Genomic DNA, 19202 nt, shown 5'->3' with positions numbered 1-19202 from the left:
ATCTTGTTCTCTTCATAATAATGTTGTCGATATACTCCGATGAATATCAGAAAACTGTTTTGTCCGGGCAACACCCCCCGGATTTTATTGTTTTTATTCTTTTTTGTTGTTTCTGCAATAACCACAATTGCATGCGGATACACTGAGAAGAATGCAACAGGAAATGTGCTGCTTCTGTTTCTCCTTCTGCTCCTTGCACACAGAAATACCCTCACATCCATTACAGCGCTGTTATTTCTGTTCTGTTGTGCACTGTATGCGCCTGCCGGTATGACGTACGGTAAAATCAACAACAGTTTTATTGTCGCGTTGTTGCAGACCACAACTGATGAGGCAGCGGAGTTTACCGGGATGATTCCTGTTTATCATTTTCTGGTCAGTGCCGCGATTCTGGTATTCATGGTGATTTTCTGGCGAACACACCACCGCGGTCACCGTAACTGGCTGGCACTGCTGCTGTTCGTATTATGCTCAGTAAACAGCTGGCCGTTGCGGATGGTTAAAGGAACTGTTGTGGGGACAACTGACACATTGCGTGAAATGCAGCGTTATAAACAACTGAATCAGCACGGGGCTGACAACTGGAAAATCCTGCCGGGTGTACCGTTGTATGACACGATTGTTATCGTCACTGGTGAGAGTGTGCGCAGGGATTATATGTCGGTATATGGCTATCCTGTGCCAACCACACCGTGGCTGAATACGGCTCCCGGTTTATTTATTGACGGTTATACATCGGCAGCAGCCAGTACTGTGCCTTCCCTGAGCCGGACACTGATTTATGACTATGAGCAGAACCCTGATTCCGGCAACAACGTGGTGGCGCTGGCAGCAAAAGCAGGATACAGCACATGGTGGATATCCAATCAGGGAAAGCTGGGGGAGCATGATACACGCATCTCTGTTATTGCTTCTGATGCGGAGCATACCGTTTTCCTCAAGAAAGGCAGCTTTGCTTCCCGTAAAACGGATGACATGTTGTTGTTACAGGAAACAGAACGTGCACTGGCGGATAAATCCTCTCCGAAGGTGATATTCCTGCACATGATGGGGTCTCATCCGAACCCGTGTGACCGGCTTCACTCCTGGCCGAATAATTACCAGGAGCAGTTCCCCCGGAAGATTGCCTGTTACCTCGCCAGCATCAGTAAACTGGATAACTTTCTCGGGCAGCTTGATGGTATCCTTCGCCGGCATTCCCGTCATTTTGCCATGCTTTACTTTTCTGACCATGGTCTGTCGGTCAGCGACAGTGCTAATCCTGTTCATCATGATGGTCATGTGCAGGGAGGCTACAGCGTTCCCCTGATTATTACCGCCAGTGACATCACGTCTCATCAGTCCGTCAGCAGAAAAATCAGTGCCCGTCATTTCGCAGGTATTTTTCAGTGGCTGACCGGCATTCGTACTGAAAATATACCGCCATTCAATCTACTGACAGACGAAGATAATGAACCCATTATGGTTTTTAACGGAGAGAGGAATGTACCGGCAGACAGTCTGAAACCGCAGCCTCTGATTCTTCCGGTCAAGGGAAAATAAGCGTAATGTTCATCACCAGATTATGTACGATGAGTTTTCCACTGTTTATAGCAATTATCTTGCTAATAACCAGACAGGAGTAACCAGACCAACCGAAAACACCGGGGAGGTGATTACCCGCTGGCAGAGGAAATCCGGTTTTTTTGATGTCAGCCATAACGTGTTTGACAATAAAGCATTATGAAAGGGTGTTAATGAGTCCATGGGATAATTCATAAAAATAATTTATTGTGTTATCCTTTTCAAAAGAAATATTCAGAAGATAACCCCTGGCTGACAACCAGGGGAAGGGGACATTAACAGTGTTATTATTGGTGGATAAATTATTACTTGTGTGCAGGATACACTAATGCAATATCTACTTATACTGTATGCCAGTATGTTTCATGCCTGCCGCTGAAAACGGCAATATCCAGGGCCAGACATATTCACCATTCATATTTCTGCATTTCTGTACAATTTTCTCAGAAAGCGTCTCATCAATTCTTTCACGCAACTTCTCCTGCTGTCTTAAAATACTTTCGCATATTTCGAAATCATCTTCCTGCATCAGCATTTCGGCGCATTTAATGATTTCTGCCCGTTCATGCAGCACAGAGGAATGATTATAGAGCCAGTTTACAAACAGCAATGCTTCCGGATATTGCCCCCATAACGGGTGGTATGTGGCATAATAATCTTCGGCAGTATCCGGACCGCCTGAAAAGTTATGCCATACAGCAAGTGGAAATGGATGCAGATTTCCGCACAGTATTTCTGCGATGTAAGTATTTGCCGCAAAGCCGCGACGAAATGCAGTTGCAGCTTTTACCAGTTCCCCATTAAGAAAATGCAGAAGGCCGAGTTCATACCAGTAAGGTGAAAATTCATCTGCATGTTCCTGCAGTATATGGCGTGCCTGTTCATGAGCGCCAGTGCGTAACAGTTCCGGTCCCAGTAGCCAGCGTGCACCATGATTATCTTCGGGATTGTAATCCAGTATTTTTTCAATGAGCATGATGGCATCCTGATGACGCTGTAAATGTGCATTTGCCAGGATTGCCGCATAGAGGGCACGAAGAAAAGGTCGGTTGTCAGGATGTATCCAGATGATTCTGCCACTGAAACCTTCAGGGATAAGACGATTGCCAACTGCCAGCCCTTTAAGGGCAGCATTCAGCGCCTTACGCGGGGCATTCTGCTCCAGAAATACGTATGCCAAGTGAGCGTGTACATCAATAAAGTCATTCTCCTGTCGGGCAAGGCGCCTGAGTTTGTTGATGTAACTTGTTTCGCTGATTTCATCCGCATCGTATGCATCAATCAGTTCTTCAAACTCATCCAGCAACGAGCCAAACCAGGTTTCCGGAAATATGAAACAGCCCTGGTTATCGTTCACTTCAAAGCGTAATTTGCCAGTCATATTCTGAACCTGTAAAAAAGGATGGACCATAATCTGCAGGCTATAAAAATTGTGATGCCTGGCATCGGTGTCCTTTTATTGTCCGGGATTAACGTTGCCCATGATAATACAGTGAATCCTGTTCTGTGGTAAGACGTTGAGTTATTGAATGAGAACCTCAGCCTGGCTGATGGTTCCGCCGGCATAAAAAAGAAATTGATTGAGGCGGGTGCTCTTCCCCTTAAGAGGAAGAGCATGTGTGTAAATGGTGTTCAGTCACCTTTTCAGTGGATTGTTAACTTTTGCATATTCAAACGGACTGATACACTCCTCCCTGTTTGCATCCAGAAAATCTGCCCACCATTGCAGCATAAGCCGACGTTCTTCCAGATGTTCTGCTTTATGAATATACGCGGCACGTACTCCGTTGCGCTCCTGATGACTCATCTGACGTTCAACCGCATCTCTTGACCATAAGCCGGATTCAATCAATGCACTGCACGCCATCGCCCGGAATCCATGGCCACAGACTTCCTTGGTTGTGTCATACCCCATCACTCTGAGGGCCTTATTTACGGTTTTTTCACTGATTGGTTTACGCGGGTCATGTGCTCCCGTAAAGATCAGACCATTTTCACCAGCCCATGTCTGAAGTTCTGTCAGTATGGCTACAGCCTGTTTGCTGAGTGGCACAAGATGTGGTGTTCGCATCTTGGAGCCCCGGTGTGAGAATTTTACCCCTGGCAGAGGTTTGCGTTCGGCTGGAATAGTCCACATTGAATTGTCAATATCAATTTCAGCCCAGCGGGCATATCTGAGTTCACTGGAGCGAATAAAAACCAGTAAATTCAGCATAACAGCAAGCCGGATGACAGGCTGACCTTTATAACTGTTAATACGCGACAGAAGTTCAGGCAGACGTGAAAGATCAAGAGCGGGGCGATGCTGTCGTTTTACAGAGGTCAATGCGCCAGCCATATCCAGAGCAGGATTATATCTGATGATGCCAGACTGTACGGCATAACGCATTACAGCAGATATTCTTTGCTGCAGACGACTGGCGATTTCATAAATTTGTTTAGCTTCTGCAGCACGAACAGGGATAAGCAGGTCCGGGGTATTGAGTGTTGTGATGTTCCGGTTGCCGATAAAGGGGAAAACGTGTGTTTCGAGGCTTTTGAGTACCTTATCGCTGTGTGATTGTGCCCATTGTTTATTACTGGCATGCCAGCGTCGTGCGATATGTTCAAAAGAGAGTTGTAAATCAGGGACTACTTTTTTAGCTCTTTTCTGTTCGCAAGGGTCAATCCCCTCCGAAATCAGTTTTCGGGCCTCATCCCGTTTTGTACGAGCTTCGGAGAGAGAAACCTCCGGGTATACACCAAGTGCCAGAGTTTTCTCCTTACCCAGAATGCGATAACGGAGACGCCAGTAACGGGAACCATTAGGATGTACCAGCAGGAACATGCCAGCCCCGTCAGTGAGTTTATAAGCCTTGTCAGTGTGCTTTGCAGCCCGGATTTTTGCGTCAGTCAGTGCCATAGTTCAGCCTTCTGAATGCGTTAAAGAGGGTACAAATTCTGTCGAACTGGGGTATACCCGCAATTATACCCACACAATGGGGTTGATGTGGGGGGAATCTGGTTGAGTTCGGTAGAATTGATTTGGAGGCAGAACGCTTAAATTGTGGCGTTCTGAAACGAAAAACGGACCTCCGTGGAGGTCCGTTGATATGAATTTGGTGCCCGGACTCGGAATCGAACCAAGGACACGGGGATTTTCAATCCCCTGCTCTACCGACTGAGCTATCCGGGCAACGGGGCGCATTAAACCTGATTCGCCTCGTCTCGTCAATCAAATTTCTTCAATTTACTGCAGACTGCACAATCTATCATCACTTTGCCGCTATTGCACGCATTGTCAGGCAAACCAGGCGGTCCAGGCGGCGGAAAGCGGCATTGCCAGAAGGAGTGCTGGAAGCATGTTGACCACCGGGAACATTTTAATGCCGCAGATGCGTAATCCGGTTGCCAGCAGCAATAAACCGCCTACAGCGCTGAAGTCTGCCATCATCGACGGTGTGGTCAGCGGTAATATCAGCGCGGCAGCCCACGCCAGCGTTAACTGGATGATCAGTAATGGAATGCTAATCACCGACACCGCAATACCCAACGAGCAGGCGAAGATCATCGCCGTAAAGAAATCGAGAAATGACTTGGCGATTAAAATACTCGGATCGCCGGTCATCCCTTCGTTCATCGCCCCGAAGATCCCGGTGCCGCTGGCGCAAAACAGGACAATAATCGCGACATAATTCTGAATAAAAGATTCATGCGCTGGCTTCTTACGTGAGTGGCGAAACAGATTTTGTGCTTTGGTGACCGCGGTATTGACGCCTTTTTCCAGCAGACAAATTTCGCCGATTAATGCCCCGAGTAAGGTTGCTAAAACCATCGCCGGAAGGTTGGCGCATTTCACCACCAGTAAAATACCAATCCCCAGCGATGCCAGACCAAAAATTGATGTCATGGAGACGCGGATACGTTCCGGTAAGCGTTGACTAAGGAGTGCACCGAGAACACCACCCAGTAATACTGCACTTGCGTTGATAAAAGGACCGATGACCACAAGAGTTCCTGTTAGCTGCATTGTCTGATTTTCTTATTATGACCGTTTGGCTCCTTCGATGGCTTGTTTGTTCGCAAAGTCCTGGCTTGCACGCTCTGGTGAAAGGTGCCATGATTGCGCGAATTTTCTCCTCTCTGTACGGAGTTTGCCCGATGCACGCCATCTCCTTACATTCTCTCGCTTATCGCCGTTTCGCGCGAAACTCTTCTCTTTTTATGCTACTGCTCATGCGGTGAGGTTAACGCACGCTCACTGCAGGACAACAGTAAAATCAGAGCGTTTCTGCTTTTACTGATGTCTGGCGGTCGGAGCTGGTGACCAGTTTGACCCATATCTCGTGGGGCAGGGTTTTTCACCTTGTCCGGTATTCTTACTTCCCCGAAACGGGTTTTGCGCTTATGAAATCAATGAATATTGCCGCCAGTAGTGAACTGGTATCCCGACTTTCTACTCATCGCCGCGTGGTGGCGTTGGGAGATACTGATTTTACGGACGTCGCGGCAGTCGTCATTACCGCTGCGGATAGCCGCAGTGGCATTCTTGCGTTGCTTAAGCGCACCGGTTTTCATCTACCGGTGTTTTTGTATTCCGAACATGCTGTTGAATTACCTGCGGGCGTTACGGCGGTAATCAACGGCAACGAGCAGCAGTGGCTGGAGCTGGAATCCGCAGCCTGTCAGTATGAAGAGAATTTGCTGCCACCGTTTTATGACACGCTGACGCAGTACGTTGAGATGGGCAATAGCACCTTTGCTTGCCCTGGACATCAACATGGTGCGTTCTTTAAAAAGCATCCTGCCGGACGCCATTTTTACGATTTCTTTGGCGAGAACATCTTTCGCGCCGATATGTGTAACGCTGACGTAAAATTGGGCGATCTGCTTATTCATGAAGGATCGGCGAAGGATGCGCAGAAATTCGCAGCCAAAGTCTTTCATGCCGATAAAACCTATTTTGTACTGAACGGCACATCGGCAGCGAATAAAGTGGTGACGAATGCGCTGTTAACGCGTGGCGATCTGGTGCTCTTCGACCGTAACAACCATAAGTCGAATCATCACGGCGCGCTGATTCAGGCGGGGGCGACGCCGGTCTATCTGGAAGCTTCACGTAACCCGTTTGGTTTCATTGGCGGTATTGATGCGCACTGTTTTAATGAAGAGTATCTGCGCCAGCAAATTCGCGACGTTGCGCCAGAAAAAGCCGACCTGCCGCGCCCGTTTCGCCTGGCGATTATTCAGCTGGGAACCTATGACGGCACTGTCTATAACGCCCGTCAGGTGATCGATACCGTTGGGCATCTGTGTGATTACATTCTGTTTGATTCCGCGTGGGTCGGTTACGAACAGTTTATCCCGATGATGGCGGATAGCTCGCCGCTGCTGTTAGAACTTAACGAAAACGATCCGGGGATCTTTGTGACCCAGTCGGTGCACAAACAGCAGGCGGGATTCTCACAGACGTCGCAGATCCATAAAAAAGATAACCATATCCGTGGACAGGCGCGTTTTTGCCCGCATAAGCGGTTGAATAATGCCTTTATGCTCCATGCTTCTACCAGCCCGTTCTATCCGCTGTTCGCCGCGCTGGACGTTAACGCCAAAATTCATGAAGGGGAGAGTGGGCGTCGGCTGTGGGCGGAGTGCGTTGCGTTGGGGATTGAAGCCCGGAAGGCGATTCTTGCGCGCTGTAAGCTGTTCCGCCCGTTTATCCCGCCCGTTGTTGATGGCAAATTGTGGCAGGATTATCCGACGTCAGTATTAGCCAGCGACCGCCGTTTTTTCAGTTTTGAGCCGGGGGCGAAGTGGCACGGCTTTGAAGGATATGCCGCGGATCAGTATTTTGTTGATCCGTGCAAGCTGTTACTCACTACACCAGGTATCAATGCCGAAACCGGCGAATATAGCGACTTTGGCGTTCCGGCGACGATTCTGGCGCACTATCTGCGTGAGAACGGCATTGTGCCGGAGAAGTGCGATCTCAACTCCATTCTGTTCTTATTAACTCCGGCGGAAAGCCACGAGAAGCTGGCACAACTGGTGGCGATGCTGGCGCAATTTGAACAGCATATTGAGGATGACTCACCGCTGGCTGAGGTGTTGCCGAGCGTTTATAACAAGTATCCGGTGCGCTATCGCGACTACACCCTGCGCAAGTTGTGTCAGGAGATGCACGATCTGTATGTCAGTTTCGACGTCAAAGACCTACAAAAAGCGATGTTCCGCCAGCAGAGTTTCCCGTCAGTGGTGATGAATCCCCAGGATGCGCATAGCGCTTATATTCGCGGTGAAGTGGAGTTGGTGCGGATTCGTGATGCCGAAGGGCGAATTGCGGCAGAAGGGGCGTTGCCTTATCCACCAGGCGTGCTTTGCGTGGTACCCGGAGAAGTCTGGGGTGGGGCGGTTCAGCGTTATTTCCTTGCGCTGGAAGAAGGGGTGAATTTGTTGCCGGGATTTTCGCCGGAGCTGCAAGGTGTCTATAGCGAAACCGATGCAGATGGCATGAAACGATTGTACGGTTATGTGTTGAAGTAAGAAAAAAACGGGTCACCTTCTGGCGACCCGTTTTTCTTTGCCTAATTAGTGGCTCACCGTCTGTGTGCCTGTCGGGACACGAACGTGTTTATATTTGAACATCGCCATGAACGCGAAGGCCAGAACCACGGAGTAACCAGCGAAAATCAGCCATACGGTCTGCCAGTCGGTAATGCCGTTTTGGGTGTACATCTCAACCACTTTACCGCTCACGATGCCGCCGAGGATACAGCCGAAGCCGTTAGTCATCATCAGGAACATCCCCTGCGCACTGGCGCGAATTGCCGGGCTAACTTCTTTTTCGACAAACACCGAACCAGAGATGTTGAAGAAGTCGAATGCGCAGCCGTAAACAATCATCGACAGAACCAGCAGTACGGTGCCGAACGGAGTCGGGTCACCGTAAGCAAACAGCGCAAAACGCAGGATCCACGCCACAATACTGATCATCATTACGTTCTTAATACCGTAGCGGCTTAAGAAGAACGGGATGGTCAGAATGAACAGGGTTTCAGAGATCTGCGAAATCGACATGATGATTGACGCATGCTGCACGATGAAGCTGCTGGCAAACATCGGATCTTTGTCGAAGCTGTGCAGGAAGGTGTTACCGAACATGTTGGTAATCTGCAGTTCCGCGCCCAGCAGCATTGAGAAGATGAAGAAGATTGCCATACGCTTGTTTTTAAACAGCGCGAATGCATCGAGGCCCAGCAGGGTTGTCCAGCTCTGATTCGCTTGCTGTTTAGCAACTGGAATATGCGGCAGAGTCAGGGTAAACAGAACCAGAATGGCGGAAAGTGCTGCGCCAATATACAGCTGCATGTGGCTTAATTCGAAGCCAGACAGGCTCACCACCCACATTGCCATGATAAAGCCGATGGTGCCCCAGATACGGATTGGCGGGAAGTCAGTAACGATATCCATCCCGGCATTTTGCAGGCGATAGTAAGAGATGGTGTTGATTAACCCAAGCGTTGGCATATAAGCAAACGAGTTAATCAATATCACAAGGAACATCGCTTCCGGCGTCGTGACCTGTGCCGCCATGAACAGCGTGATAGCGCCAATGGTGTGGCAAATGGCATATACCCATTTCGCACTTAACCATTTGTCGGCCACAATCCCCAGCAGCGCAGGCATAAAGACCGCGGCGATACCCAGTGAACTATAAACTGCGCCAATAGAAGCACCGTCAAACTTCAGGGTAACAAACATATAGGAGCCGAGGGTCGTCAGCCAACTTCCCCACAGACAGAACTGCAGAAAAGAGAGGATTTTCAGCTGCAGCTTAAGATTCATGTTAATTTCCTCACATCGTGATGCGGATGAGTGTTTGAAAAAGCACATTTGACCGTGCGAGATGATGCGATTCTATCAACTTCGCGGACTGGTTTTTTGTTACCTGTGGCAAATAATTGCAAACATTCCCAATTTGCAAAACGAAATTGTGATGTGGATAACATTTTTACCCCTGAGCATCGTCAGGGGCGGTTAGTGGAATTATCGGCGGCGGTAAGATTTTTGCGCGGTATTCACTTTATAAAGATAACGGCGAGATTCCGCAGAGGGATGGCGGGTCGTCAGCGTTTGATAAACATCGCCCGGCGTCATGGTGTTAATAATATTGGCCGCCTGAATCTTGTCATTCGAAAAGACTCGCAGCACGCTGCCTGCGCCGCCGTTATAGGCGGTGATGACGGCATAACGCCGGGATGTAGGGTTATCAATTCCGCCGAGATAAACGTTGTTCAGCATCGCGAGATACGCGGTGCCGGTATCAATATTGCTGGCAGGATCAAACAAGAAACTGCGGCTCGGCGTGCCGGATTTCCCCTGCGAACGGAACACATCTTTCCCGGCAGTATGTTGTACCACCTGCATTAACCCCAGCGCATCGGAACGGCTGACCGCATACGGGTTAAAGGAAGATTCAGTCTGCATAATCGCCAGAATCAGCGACTCATCAACGCCATATTTCCGTGACGCCTGGCGGACCATGCCGAGATATTTGTGCGCACGTTTATCAAGGTGGTTCGGCACCATGTTAATGGTGACGCTGTAGATGATACGCAGCCCGTTGCTGCGGCTCTTCAGACGGTTTTTCAGCAGATAATCCGCGAAGTTGCTTGCGCGACCTTCCCAGCGAATCGGCTGCCCGGTGTTGTCCACCACCTGACCGTAAAGGAAAGGTTCTTTCGAAATCGTAATATCATCAACGTCGGAATAGAGATCGACCGAACTCGGATCGTCGCCCATCAGCAACGTTTTGATAATTGCCCGGCGCAGGTGCGCGGCAGGTTCTGTCCCGGCGATGGTTTCGATAGTAATCGTACCGTCATCGAAGTTGATGTGGCTGCGGGTCTGATATTGATCGGTGTATTTCACGTAGTCCTTAGGACCGGCGATCACTACCTCTTTGAATCCCCAGATGTTCTCAATATTGTGGGCAAATTGCCCCATCAGAATATCAAAACCGTTGGTGTCTTTGACCCAGGCTTCGTTATAGGTATCGCCTTTTTTGGTCGTCGAACAGGAGATGAGCAACGGCGCAATCAAAGCCAGCGCGAGATATTTTTTCATCATTCCGGGTGCGTGTTGTGTTTGTTTTTATGCAAGTTGCCGGAGGCGTGCTCCGGCACTGTTTTTATTTTTTATCTTCCGGCGTATAGCCCTCGATATGCACCTCTTTACCCTCGAACAGGAAGTTGACCATCTCCTGTTCCAGCAGCTTGCGGTGCTCGGCATTCATCATGTTGAGTTTCTTTTCATTAATCAGCATGGTTTGTTTGTGCTGCCACTGCGCCCAGGCTTCTTTGGAGATCTCGTTATAGATGCGTTTTCCCAGCTCGCCGGGGTACAGCTGAAAATCCTGACCTTCTGCTTCACGTTGCAGGAAAGTACAAAAAATCGTTCTGCTCATAAATCATCCTCTTTATCGACTCACGCGCTAAACCGGCGCGCCAGTGCGTAACTGCTGTAACAAACGCTCCACGGGAGCCGCCAGGCCAACTGACGGCGGTTGCGCTAAGTTATACCAGAGCGCATTGCCTTCATCCATGCAGCCGGTGAATGACGACACGGGAAGCCACATAGGCACAATATCTAAGTGGAAATGGCTGAAGGTATGCCGAAACGCGGTCAGTTGCGTCAGGTTATCGGCAGCAATCTGCCGTTGCGCCAGCCACTGCCGCAAACTTTCTTCGTCGGCAAACTGTGGGAAACAGTATAAACCGCCCCACAATCCACTCGGCGGGCGTTGCGCCAGCAATACCTCATCATCATGCTGTAACAGTAAAAAGTAACCCGTGCGCTCCGGTAGCGTCTGCTTTGGTTTTTTGCCCGGATAAAGCGACCAGCTATTGTTGGCGGCGGCAATACACCCGTTTTGTAGCGGACAGAGCGAGCATTTCGGCTTCGAGCGCGTGCAAATCATCGCGCCCAAATCCATCATCGCCTGATTAAACCGCTCCACGCCGACCGCGGGCGTCACCTGCTCGCTCAAACTCCATAGTTTATTCTCGACCTCTTTTTTCCCAGGCCAGCCGCTTACAGCATAGCAGCGCGCCAGCACGCGTTTGACGTTACCGTCGAGAATCGGAAAGTGCTTACCCAGAGAAAGCGAGAGAATCGCGCCTGCGGTGGAACGCCCGACGCCCGGTAACGCCGCGACTTCTTCAAAGGTTTCCGGGAATTTACCGCCGTGTAAGGTCGCCACTTGTTGTGCCGCTTTATGCAGATTGCGCGCGCGGGCGTAATAGCCAAGCCCGGTCCACAAGTGGAGAACTTCGTCGAGCGGCGCATTGGCGAGATCGGTCACCGTTGGGAAGCGCGCCATAAAGCGTTCAAAATAGGGGATAACGGTCGCAACCTGAGTTTGTTGCAACATCACTTCTGAGAGCCATACTTTGTAGGGCGTCTTGTCAATTTGCCAGGGCAGCGTTTTCCGCCCGTATTTATCGTACCAGTCCAGAACCTGGGCTGAAAATTGCGACGCTTGCATGGTCACCGAATTCACTGTTATTGGGGGCAAGATTGCAGCACAGCGACGGCAGGGTGTAAACCGGAACTTTCCGCAGCCACGGCCTTATCATGCTTGCATCCGGCAACTAACTTTGGATAATGCCCGTTTTCAGAACACTTTCACAAGCGACTAAATCTTTATGAAAAACGACGTCATCTCACCGGAATTTGATGAAAACGGCCGCCCGCTGCGCCGTATCCGTAGTTTTGTGCGCCGCCAGGGGCGACTGACCAAAGGCCAGGAACATGCGCTGGAAAACTACTGGCCGGTGATGGGCGTTGAGTTCAGCGAAGATATGCTGGATTTCCCTGCGCTTTTTGGCCGTGAAGCGCCGGTGACGCTTGAGATTGGTTTCGGCATGGGGGCGTCGCTGGTGGCAATGGCTAAAGATCGCCCCGAGCAGGACTTCCTCGGCATTGAAGTGCATTCACCGGGCGTTGGTGCGTGCCTGGCTTCTGCGCATGAAGAGGGCTTAAGCAACCTGCGCGTGATGTGTCACGATGCGGTTGAAGTGCTGCATAAAATGATTCCTGACAATTCATTGCGCATGGTGCAGCTCTTTTTCCCTGACCCGTGGCACAAAGCGCGCCATAATAAACGCCGTATCGTTCAGGTGCCGTTTGCCGAGCTGGTAAAAAGCAAACTGCAGCTGGGGGGCATATTCCATATGGCGACCGACTGGGAACCTTATGCGGAACATATGCTTGAAGTGATGTCTTCTATTGACGGTTATAAAAACCTGTCAGAGAGCAATGATTACGTACCGCGTCCGGCATCACGTCCGGTGACGAAATTTGAACAACGTGGTCATCGTCTTGGTCACGGAGTATGGGACTTAATGTTCGAGAGGGTGAAATAATGGCAAAGAACCGTAGCCGTCGTCTGCGTAAAAAAATGCACATCGACGAATTCCAGGAATTAGGATTTTCGGTGGCATGGCGATTCCCGGAAGGTACATCGGAAGAACAGATTGATAAAACCGTTGATGACTTTATTAACGAGGTTATCGAACCGAACAAACTGGCCTTTGACGGCAGCGGTTATCTGGCCTGGGAAGGTCTGATCTGCATGCAGGAAATCGGCAAATGCACCGAAGAACATCAGGCGATTGTGCGTAAGTGGCTGGAAGAGCGCAAACTGGGCGAGGTACGCACCAGCGAACTTTTCGACGTTTGGTGGGACTAAGAAAACATACGGGCGATGACAAATGCAAAACTGCCTGATGTGCTACGCTTATCAGGCCTATAAAGATGCACGATCGAGTAGGCCGGATAAGGCGTTTACGCCGCATCCGGCATGGAAAACGCGCACTTTGTTATCAATCTGGGGCCAGCAAATGCTGGCCTGATTTGTTCTTGAGGGAAGACTATGATGCGCAAAATGCTGCTGGCGGCAGCACTTTCAGTGACGGCAATGACCGCTCACGCCGACTACCAGTGCAGCGTCACGCCGCGTGACGATGTGATTGTCAGCCCGCAAACCGTGCAGGTGAAGGGCGAAAACGGCAATCTGGTGATCACGCCAGACGGCAACGTGATGTATAACGGTAAGCAATATTCCCTGAATGCCGCCCAGCGCGAGCAGGCGAAGGATTATCAGGCTGAACTGCGTAGCACGCTGCCGTGGATTGATGAAGGCGCGAAAAGCCGCGTCGAGAAAGCCCGTATTGCGCTGGATAAAATTATCGTTCAAGAGATGGGCGAAAGCAGCAAAATGCGCAGCCGTCTGACCAAACTTGATGCGCAGCTGAAAGAGCAGATGAACCGCATTATCGAAACGCGCAGCGATGGCCTGACGTTCCACTATAAAGCCATTGATCAGGTTCGCGCCGAAGGCCAGCAATTAGTGAATCAGGCAATGGGCGGAATTTTACAGGACAGCATTAATGAAATGGGCGCGAAAGCGGTGCTGAAAAGCGGCGGTAACCCATTACAGAATGTGCTGGGAAGCCTGGGCGGTCTGCAATCCTCAATCCAAACCGAATGGAAAAAGCAGGAAAAAGATTTCCAACAGTTTGGCAAAGATGTTTGTAGCCGCGTTGTGACTCTGGAAGATAGTCGCAAAGCCCTGGTCGGGAATTTAAAATAATCCTCTATTTTAAGACGGCATAATACTTTTTTATGCCGTTTAATTCTTCGTTTTGTTACCTGCCTCTAACTTTGTAGATCTCCAAAATATATTCACGTTGTAAATTGTTTAACGTCAAATTTCCCATACAAAGCTAAGGGATAATGCGTAGCGTTCACGTAACTGGAGGAATGAAATGGAGTTTTTCAAAAAGACGGCACTTGCCGCACTGGTTATGGGTTTTAGTGGTGCAGCATTGGCATTACCCAATATCACCATTTTAGCAACCGGCGGGACCATTGCCGGTGGTGGTGACTCCGCAACCAAATCTAACTACACAGCGGGTAAAGTTGGCGTAGAAAATCTGGTTAATGCGGTGCCGCAACTGAAGGACATTGCGAACGTTAAAGGCGAGCAGGTCGTTAATATCGGCTCCCAGGACATGAACGATGATGTCTGGCTGACACTGGCGAAAAAAATTAACACCGACTGCGATAAAACCGACGGCTTCGTCATTACTCACGGTACCGACACGATGGAAGAAACCGCTTACTTCCTCGACCTGACGGTGAAATGCGACAAACCGGTGGTGATGGTCGGCGCAATGCGCCCGTCCACGTCCATGAGCGCAGACGGTCCATTCAACCTGTATAACGCGGTAGTGACCGCAGCTGATAAAGCCTCCGCTAATCGTGGCGTGCTGGTGGTGATGAACGACACCGTACTGGACGGTCGCGATGTCACCAAAACCAACACCACCGACGTAGCGACCTTCAAGTCTGTTAACTACGGTCCTCTGGGTTACATTCACAACGGTAAGATTGACTACCAACGTACCCCGGCACGTAAGCACACCAGCGACACGCCGTTCGATGTCTCTAAGCTGAATGAACTGCCGAAAGTCGGCATTGTTTATAACTACGCTAACGCATCCGATCTTCCGGCTAAAGCACTGGTAGATGCGGGCTATGATGGCATCGTTAGCGCTGGCGTGGGTAACGGCAACCTGTATAAAACCGTATTTGACACCCTTGCAACCGCTGCGAAAAACGGCACTGCAGTAGTGCGTTCTTCCCGCGTACCGACGGGCGCTACCACTCAGGATGCCGAAGTGGATGATGCGAAATACGGCTTCGTCGCCTCCGGCATGTTGAACCCGCAAAAAGCGCGCGTTCTGCTGCAACTGGCTCTGACGCAAACTAAAGATCCGCAGCAGATCCAGCAGATCTTCAATCAGTACTAATCACTTCGCCCCGGTATCGTGCCGGGGCTTATTCACTTCAGACTCACGTCCATTGCCAATTTTTATTACCCTAATGATAATCACCGGAATAAATTATTCCGCGCGAGGGTTTTCGGGTGAAAAAGCAATGGATTGTTGGTACGGCGCTGTTTATGTTGATGACTGGTAATGTCTGGGCAGATGGTGAACCGCCAACTGAAAATATCTTAAAAGATCAATTCAAAAAGCAGTATCACGGCATTCTCAAGCTTGATGTCATCACCTTAAAAAATCTTGATGCTAAGGGTAATCAGGCCACCTGGTCAGCGGAAGGCGATGTCTCTTCCAGTGACGATCTCTATACCTGGGTCGGTCAGTTGGCAGATTACGAGCTGCTCGAACAGACCTGGACGAAAGATAAACCGGTGAAATTCTCGGCGATGTTAACCAGTAAAGGAACGCCCGCGTCTGGCTGGTCGGTGAACTTTTACTCTTTTCAGGCGGCAGCCAGCGATCGTGGGCGGGTGGTTGACGATATCAAAACGAATAATAAATATCTGATCGTGAATAGCGAAGATTTCAATTATCGCTTTAGTCAGCTTGAGTCTGCGTTGAATAACCAGAATAACTCGATTCCTGCACTGAAAAAGGATGTAAAAGCGCTTGATAAGCAAATGGTGGCGGCGCAGAAAGCAGCGGATGCATATTGGGGAAAAGATGCAAACGGTAAGCAAATGACCCGCGAAGACGCCTTTAAAAAAATTCACCAACAGTGTGATGATTTTAATAAACAGAACGATAGTGAGGCGTTCGCGGTTAAATATGACAAAGAGGTTTATCAACCGGCGATTGCGGCATGTCATAAACAGAGTGAAGAGTGTTATGAAGTGCCAATTCAGCAGAAACGAGATTTTGATATCAACGAACAACGGCGACAGACTTTTCTGCAATCACAAAAACTTAGCCGTAAATTGCAGGATGACTGGATAACGCTCGAGAAAGGGCAATATCCGTTAACGATGAAAGTTTCAGAAATAAACAGTAAAAAAGTCGCGATTTTGATGAAAATTGACGATATCAACCAGGCTAATGAACGCTGGAAAAAAGATACCGAACAACTGCGGCGCAATGGGGTGATTAAGTAATTTTTGCGATGACGCATGAGTTGTTGCCGGATGCTGCGTACACGCACGCCGCATCCGGCAATACAAATTTACTCCGCCAGAAAAAGCTCCAGCAACGAATTTAAAAACAACTTCCCATGTTCCGTTATCTGCCAGTAATCTGCACATTCTGTGAGATAACCCTGAGCGATAGCCTCTTCTAACTGTGGGCGAATAACTTCTTCAGAAAGGCCAGTATACTGGCTAAACTCCACGCGCGGCGCGGCTTCCAGCAGACGGAAGCGATTCATAAAGAACTCAAACGGTTTATCTGCAGCTTCGACATCACGCTGGCTTTCCAGATATCTTCCCTGCATAAAACCACGCGGATGACGCGTTTTGGTGGTACGCAGAATGCGCCCATCCGGGAAGGTCACTTTGCCGTGCGCGCCGCAGCCAATACCAATGTAGTCACCAAAGCGCCAGTAGTTGAGATTGTGCTGGCACTGATAACCGGGTTTGGAGTAAGCGGAAGTTTCATATTGCTGATAACCCGCTGCGGTTAATAACTGATGCCCCTGTTCGAATATATCCCACAACGCATCGTCGTCCGGCAGCACCGGTGGGCGAGAGCCAAACAGCGTATTAGGTTCGATGGTCAGTTGATACCAGGAAAGATGCGGCGGATTCAGTTCAATAGCCTGGCGCAGATCGCCTAGCGCCTCTTCCAGTGATTGATCCGGCAGCCCATGCATCAAATCAAGGTTAAAGCTACGTAACCCTAAACCGCTCGCCAGCTTCGCAGCTCGTTTCGCTTCTTGCGGGCCATGAATGCGCCCAAGTCGTTTCAGCTTTTCTTCGCTAAAACTCTGCACACCAATAGAGATGCGGTTCACACCAGCACGCTGATAATCGACAAAGCGATCGGCTTCAACCGTACCAGGGTTCGCTTCCATCGTAATTTCTGCATCCGCTGTCAGCGGCAAACGCGCACGCACGCCGTCCAGCAGCGTTTGCATCGCCGGGCCGGAAAGCAGGCTCGGCGTACCACCGCCAATAAAGATTGTCTGCACTTCACGGCCCTGAGCGTAAGCCACATCGTTGTCCAGATCGTTAAGCAGATGCTGAACATAATCGTCGTGCGGCACTTCTCCTTTCAACGCGTGAGAGTTGAAATCGCAGTACGGGCATTTCTGCACGCACCACGGGATGTGAATGTAGAGACTCAGCGGCGGTAATTTAACCATTACGTAAAGCGTCCAGCAGCAGTTTCAACGCCTGACCACGGTGGGAAATGGCGCTCTTTTCTTCGCGGGTCAGTTCGGCAGCGGTTTTCCCTTCGGAAGGTACGAAGAAGATTGGATCATAACCAAAGCCACCAGTGCCCGCTGGTTCACGAGTAATCACGCCTGGCCAGCTACCGTGGCATACCAGCGGAGTGGGATCTTCCGCGTGACGCAGATATACCAGCACGCAGTGGAAACGCGCCTGACGTTGGTCGTCCGGTACGTCTTTCATTGTTTCCAGCAGTTTTTGCAGATTCTTTTGATCGGTCGCGTCTTCACCGGAATAACGCGCGGAGTAAATACCCGGCGCGCCACCCAGCGCATCTACCGCCAGACCGGAGTCGTCGGCAATTGCCGGTAAACCGGTCACTTTTGCCGCATGGCGCGCTTTCAGAATCGCGTTTTCGATAAAGGTCAGGCCGGTTTCTTCAGCGGAATCTACGCCGAGGTCTGTTTGGGCCACGATATCAAGACCGAAGTCGCTAAGCAGCGACGCCAGCTCACGCACTTTACCGGCATTGCCGGTTGCGAGGACAACTTTTTGCATAGGATACCTAATTAATTAACGCCGCGATTTCTGGCGGGATTTGTTGCGGATTAATGATTTTAATTTGTTTGTGGCGGCCAAGTTCGCCTTTTTCAATCACCACCTGGCTTTTGGCAACCCGGAATTGCTTACCGAGAAACTTCACCAGATGGCTGTTGGCCTGGCCGTCAACCGGCGGCGCGGTAATGGCGACTTTTACCTCGTCGCCATGTAAACCGACAATAGAATCACGGCTGGCTTTCGGCTGAATATAGAGCCGTAAAACCAGACCGTCATCATTAACTGTTACGGCACTCATAACGCCATCCACAGCCCCGGCAGCAGCATATTTCCGGTCGCCTGCAAGACTTCTGCGACACCCATATTGATGACATACAGCAGCAGAACGAGGATCATCGGCGAGAAATCAATCCCACCCATTGCCGGTAGCAAGCGGCGAATCGGGCGCAGCAGCGGATCGGCCAGCTGAATCAGCACGTATTCAATCGGGCTACGACCCTGGCTTACCCAGCTCATAATCGCCATCACCAGCAGGACCCAGAAAATCAGCAGGCCGATGGTTTTCAGCAGAATCAATAAACCGGCAATCCAAATGATTGGCAGGAAGGTCACCACTTTAAACAGCACGATGGCTTTAATGAAACTGAGAATATAGGCAACCAGCAGCGAGGCGCTATCAATGGGGCCCATTGCCGGAATAACGCGGCGCAGTGGCCCGATAATCGGCTGCGTTACCTTCACTACAAACTGTGAGAAGGGGTTGTAAAAATCACAATGAGCCCACTGCATCCAGATGCGTAATAACAGCACCATGGTATACAGCTCAATGACCGTTGAAAGCAGGAAAGTCAACGTATTCATGGCGTTC

General features: G+C 50.0%; 19 protein-coding genes, 1 tRNA gene and 1 pseudogene. 8 read left to right on the top strand and 13 right to left on the bottom strand.

Annotated elements, in window-relative coordinates; all coding sequences use genetic code 11:
* Positions 1 to 39 precede the first annotated feature (39 nt).
* The gene (locus ACJHYW_RS17680) at positions 40 to 1542 is read left to right on the top strand and encodes a phosphoethanolamine transferase (protein ID WP_061093062.1); all 1503 of its coding nucleotides are present in this window, start codon (positions 40 to 42) and stop codon (positions 1540 to 1542) included.
* Here the strand turns inward: ACJHYW_RS17680 and ACJHYW_RS17675 are convergent.
* The 5 genes and pseudogenes from ACJHYW_RS17675 to ACJHYW_RS17655 form a co-directional block, all read right to left on the bottom strand.
* Positions 1529 to 1758 (bottom strand): annotated as a pseudogene (locus ACJHYW_RS17675) (hypothetical protein). The gene ACJHYW_RS17680 and the pseudogene ACJHYW_RS17675 sit on opposite strands and share 14 nt — an antisense overlap.
* A gap of 142 nt (positions 1759 to 1900) precedes the next feature.
* Positions 1901 to 2944: a tetratricopeptide repeat family protein gene (locus ACJHYW_RS17670; protein WP_049039000.1), complete on the bottom strand. Its 1044-nt coding sequence runs from the start codon at positions 2942 to 2944 to the stop codon at positions 1901 to 1903.
* Between the two features lie 255 nt (positions 2945 to 3199).
* Positions 3200 to 4465 (bottom strand): tyrosine-type recombinase/integrase, encoded by a 1266-nt coding sequence (locus ACJHYW_RS17665; protein ID WP_049038998.1) that lies wholly within the window; start codon positions 4463 to 4465, stop codon positions 3200 to 3202.
* Positions 4466 to 4662: 197 nt separating this feature from the next.
* Positions 4663 to 4738 (bottom strand) — tRNA-Phe (locus ACJHYW_RS17660).
* Between the two features lie 105 nt (positions 4739 to 4843).
* Entirely contained in the window at positions 4844 to 5551 is a 708-nt protein-coding gene (locus ACJHYW_RS17655; protein WP_000234526.1) for a DUF554 domain-containing protein, read from the bottom strand.
* 152 nt (positions 5552 to 5703) lie between these two features.
* On the opposite strand from ACJHYW_RS17655, the gene ACJHYW_RS17650 reads away from it, so the two are divergent.
* Together ACJHYW_RS17650 and speC are read left to right on the top strand one after the other, a co-directional pair.
* Positions 5704 to 5787 carry a hypothetical protein gene (locus tag ACJHYW_RS17650; protein ID WP_212734590.1) on the top strand — a complete coding sequence of 28 codons (84 nt, stop codon included), beginning with the start codon at positions 5704 to 5706 and terminating at the stop codon, positions 5785 to 5787.
* A gap of 162 nt (positions 5788 to 5949) precedes the next feature.
* On the top strand, positions 5950 to 8085 hold the full coding sequence (speC, locus tag ACJHYW_RS17645) for an ornithine decarboxylase (protein ID WP_049039063.1): 2136 nt from the start codon (positions 5950 to 5952) through the stop codon (positions 8083 to 8085).
* Between the two features lie 45 nt (positions 8086 to 8130).
* Here speC and nupG read toward each other — a convergent pair whose 3' ends face one another.
* The 4 genes from nupG to mutY all read right to left on the bottom strand — a co-directional run bounded on the left by nupG (position 8131) and on the right by mutY (position 12088).
* On the bottom strand, positions 8131 to 9387 hold the full coding sequence (gene nupG / locus ACJHYW_RS17640) for a nucleoside permease NupG (RefSeq protein ID WP_001049791.1): 1257 nt from the start codon (positions 9385 to 9387) through the stop codon (positions 8131 to 8133).
* Between the two features lie 201 nt (positions 9388 to 9588).
* Positions 9589 to 10668 (bottom strand): membrane-bound lytic murein transglycosylase MltC, encoded by a 1080-nt coding sequence (mltC, locus tag ACJHYW_RS17635; protein WP_000760323.1) that lies wholly within the window; start codon positions 10666 to 10668, stop codon positions 9589 to 9591.
* 64 nt (positions 10669 to 10732) lie between these two features.
* A complete protein-coding gene (locus tag ACJHYW_RS17630; protein WP_000091700.1) occupies positions 10733 to 11008 on the bottom strand; it encodes an oxidative damage protection protein in 276 nt (91 codons plus the stop codon).
* Between the two features lie 27 nt (positions 11009 to 11035).
* Complete coding sequence (mutY, locus tag ACJHYW_RS17625) at positions 11036 to 12088, bottom strand: A/G-specific adenine glycosylase (RefSeq protein WP_024229165.1); 1053 nt, start codon at positions 12086 to 12088, stop codon at positions 11036 to 11038.
* 160 nt (positions 12089 to 12248) lie between these two features.
* Between mutY and trmB the strand changes: the two genes are divergently transcribed.
* The 5 genes from trmB to ACJHYW_RS17600 all read left to right on the top strand — a co-directional run bounded on the left by trmB (position 12249) and on the right by ACJHYW_RS17600 (position 16543).
* Positions 12249 to 12968, top strand: a complete 720-nt coding sequence (gene trmB, locus ACJHYW_RS17620; RefSeq protein WP_000786907.1) for a tRNA (guanosine(46)-N7)-methyltransferase TrmB — start codon at positions 12249 to 12251, stop codon at positions 12966 to 12968.
* Positions 12968 to 13294: a YggL family protein gene (locus ACJHYW_RS17615; RefSeq protein WP_001107566.1), complete on the top strand. Its 327-nt coding sequence runs from the start codon at positions 12968 to 12970 to the stop codon at positions 13292 to 13294. The genes trmB and ACJHYW_RS17615 overlap by 1 nt, the downstream gene beginning before the upstream one ends.
* A 183-nt stretch (positions 13295 to 13477) precedes the next feature.
* Positions 13478 to 14197 (top strand): DUF2884 domain-containing protein, encoded by a 720-nt coding sequence (locus ACJHYW_RS17610; protein WP_000984796.1) that lies wholly within the window; start codon positions 13478 to 13480, stop codon positions 14195 to 14197.
* A 175-nt stretch (positions 14198 to 14372) separates the two neighbouring features.
* Positions 14373 to 15419 (top strand): L-asparaginase 2, encoded by a 1047-nt coding sequence (ansB, locus tag ACJHYW_RS17605; protein WP_000394106.1) that lies wholly within the window; start codon positions 14373 to 14375, stop codon positions 15417 to 15419.
* 116 nt (positions 15420 to 15535) lie between these two features.
* The gene (locus ACJHYW_RS17600) at positions 15536 to 16543 is read left to right on the top strand and encodes a DUF1202 family protein (RefSeq protein ID WP_049043417.1); all 1008 of its coding nucleotides are present in this window, start codon (positions 15536 to 15538) and stop codon (positions 16541 to 16543) included.
* 68 nt (positions 16544 to 16611) lie between these two features.
* Here the strand turns inward: ACJHYW_RS17600 and hemW are convergent, their stop codons facing one another.
* Genes hemW through yggT form a run of 4 tightly spaced genes read right to left on the bottom strand, consistent with a single transcriptional unit; the run spans position 16612 to position 19195 of the window.
* Positions 16612 to 17748: a radical SAM family heme chaperone HemW gene (gene hemW / locus ACJHYW_RS17595; RefSeq protein WP_000239974.1), complete on the bottom strand. Its 1137-nt coding sequence runs from the start codon at positions 17746 to 17748 to the stop codon at positions 16612 to 16614.
* On the bottom strand, positions 17741 to 18334 hold the full coding sequence (locus ACJHYW_RS17590) for an XTP/dITP diphosphatase (RefSeq protein ID WP_001174738.1): 594 nt from the start codon (positions 18332 to 18334) through the stop codon (positions 17741 to 17743). The genes hemW and ACJHYW_RS17590 overlap by 8 nt, the downstream gene beginning before the upstream one ends.
* Before the next feature lie 7 nt (positions 18335 to 18341).
* A complete protein-coding gene (gene yggU, locus ACJHYW_RS17585; RefSeq protein WP_001277222.1) occupies positions 18342 to 18632 on the bottom strand; it encodes a DUF167 family protein YggU in 291 nt (96 codons plus the stop codon).
* Complete coding sequence (gene yggT, locus ACJHYW_RS17580; RefSeq protein ID WP_001094831.1) at positions 18629 to 19195, bottom strand: osmotic shock tolerance protein YggT; 567 nt, start codon at positions 19193 to 19195, stop codon at positions 18629 to 18631. Before yggT ends, yggU begins: the two co-directional genes overlap by 4 nt.
* Between the last annotated feature and the right edge of the window lie 7 nt (positions 19196 to 19202).

This window comes from Escherichia sp. WS3063 (assembly GCF_046486595.1).
Classification (GTDB): Bacteria; Pseudomonadota; Gammaproteobacteria; order Enterobacterales; family Enterobacteriaceae; genus Escherichia; species Escherichia coli.
Note: the sequence above shows the minus strand (reverse complement) of the source record. Positions and strands in the feature narration are given on the sequence as shown.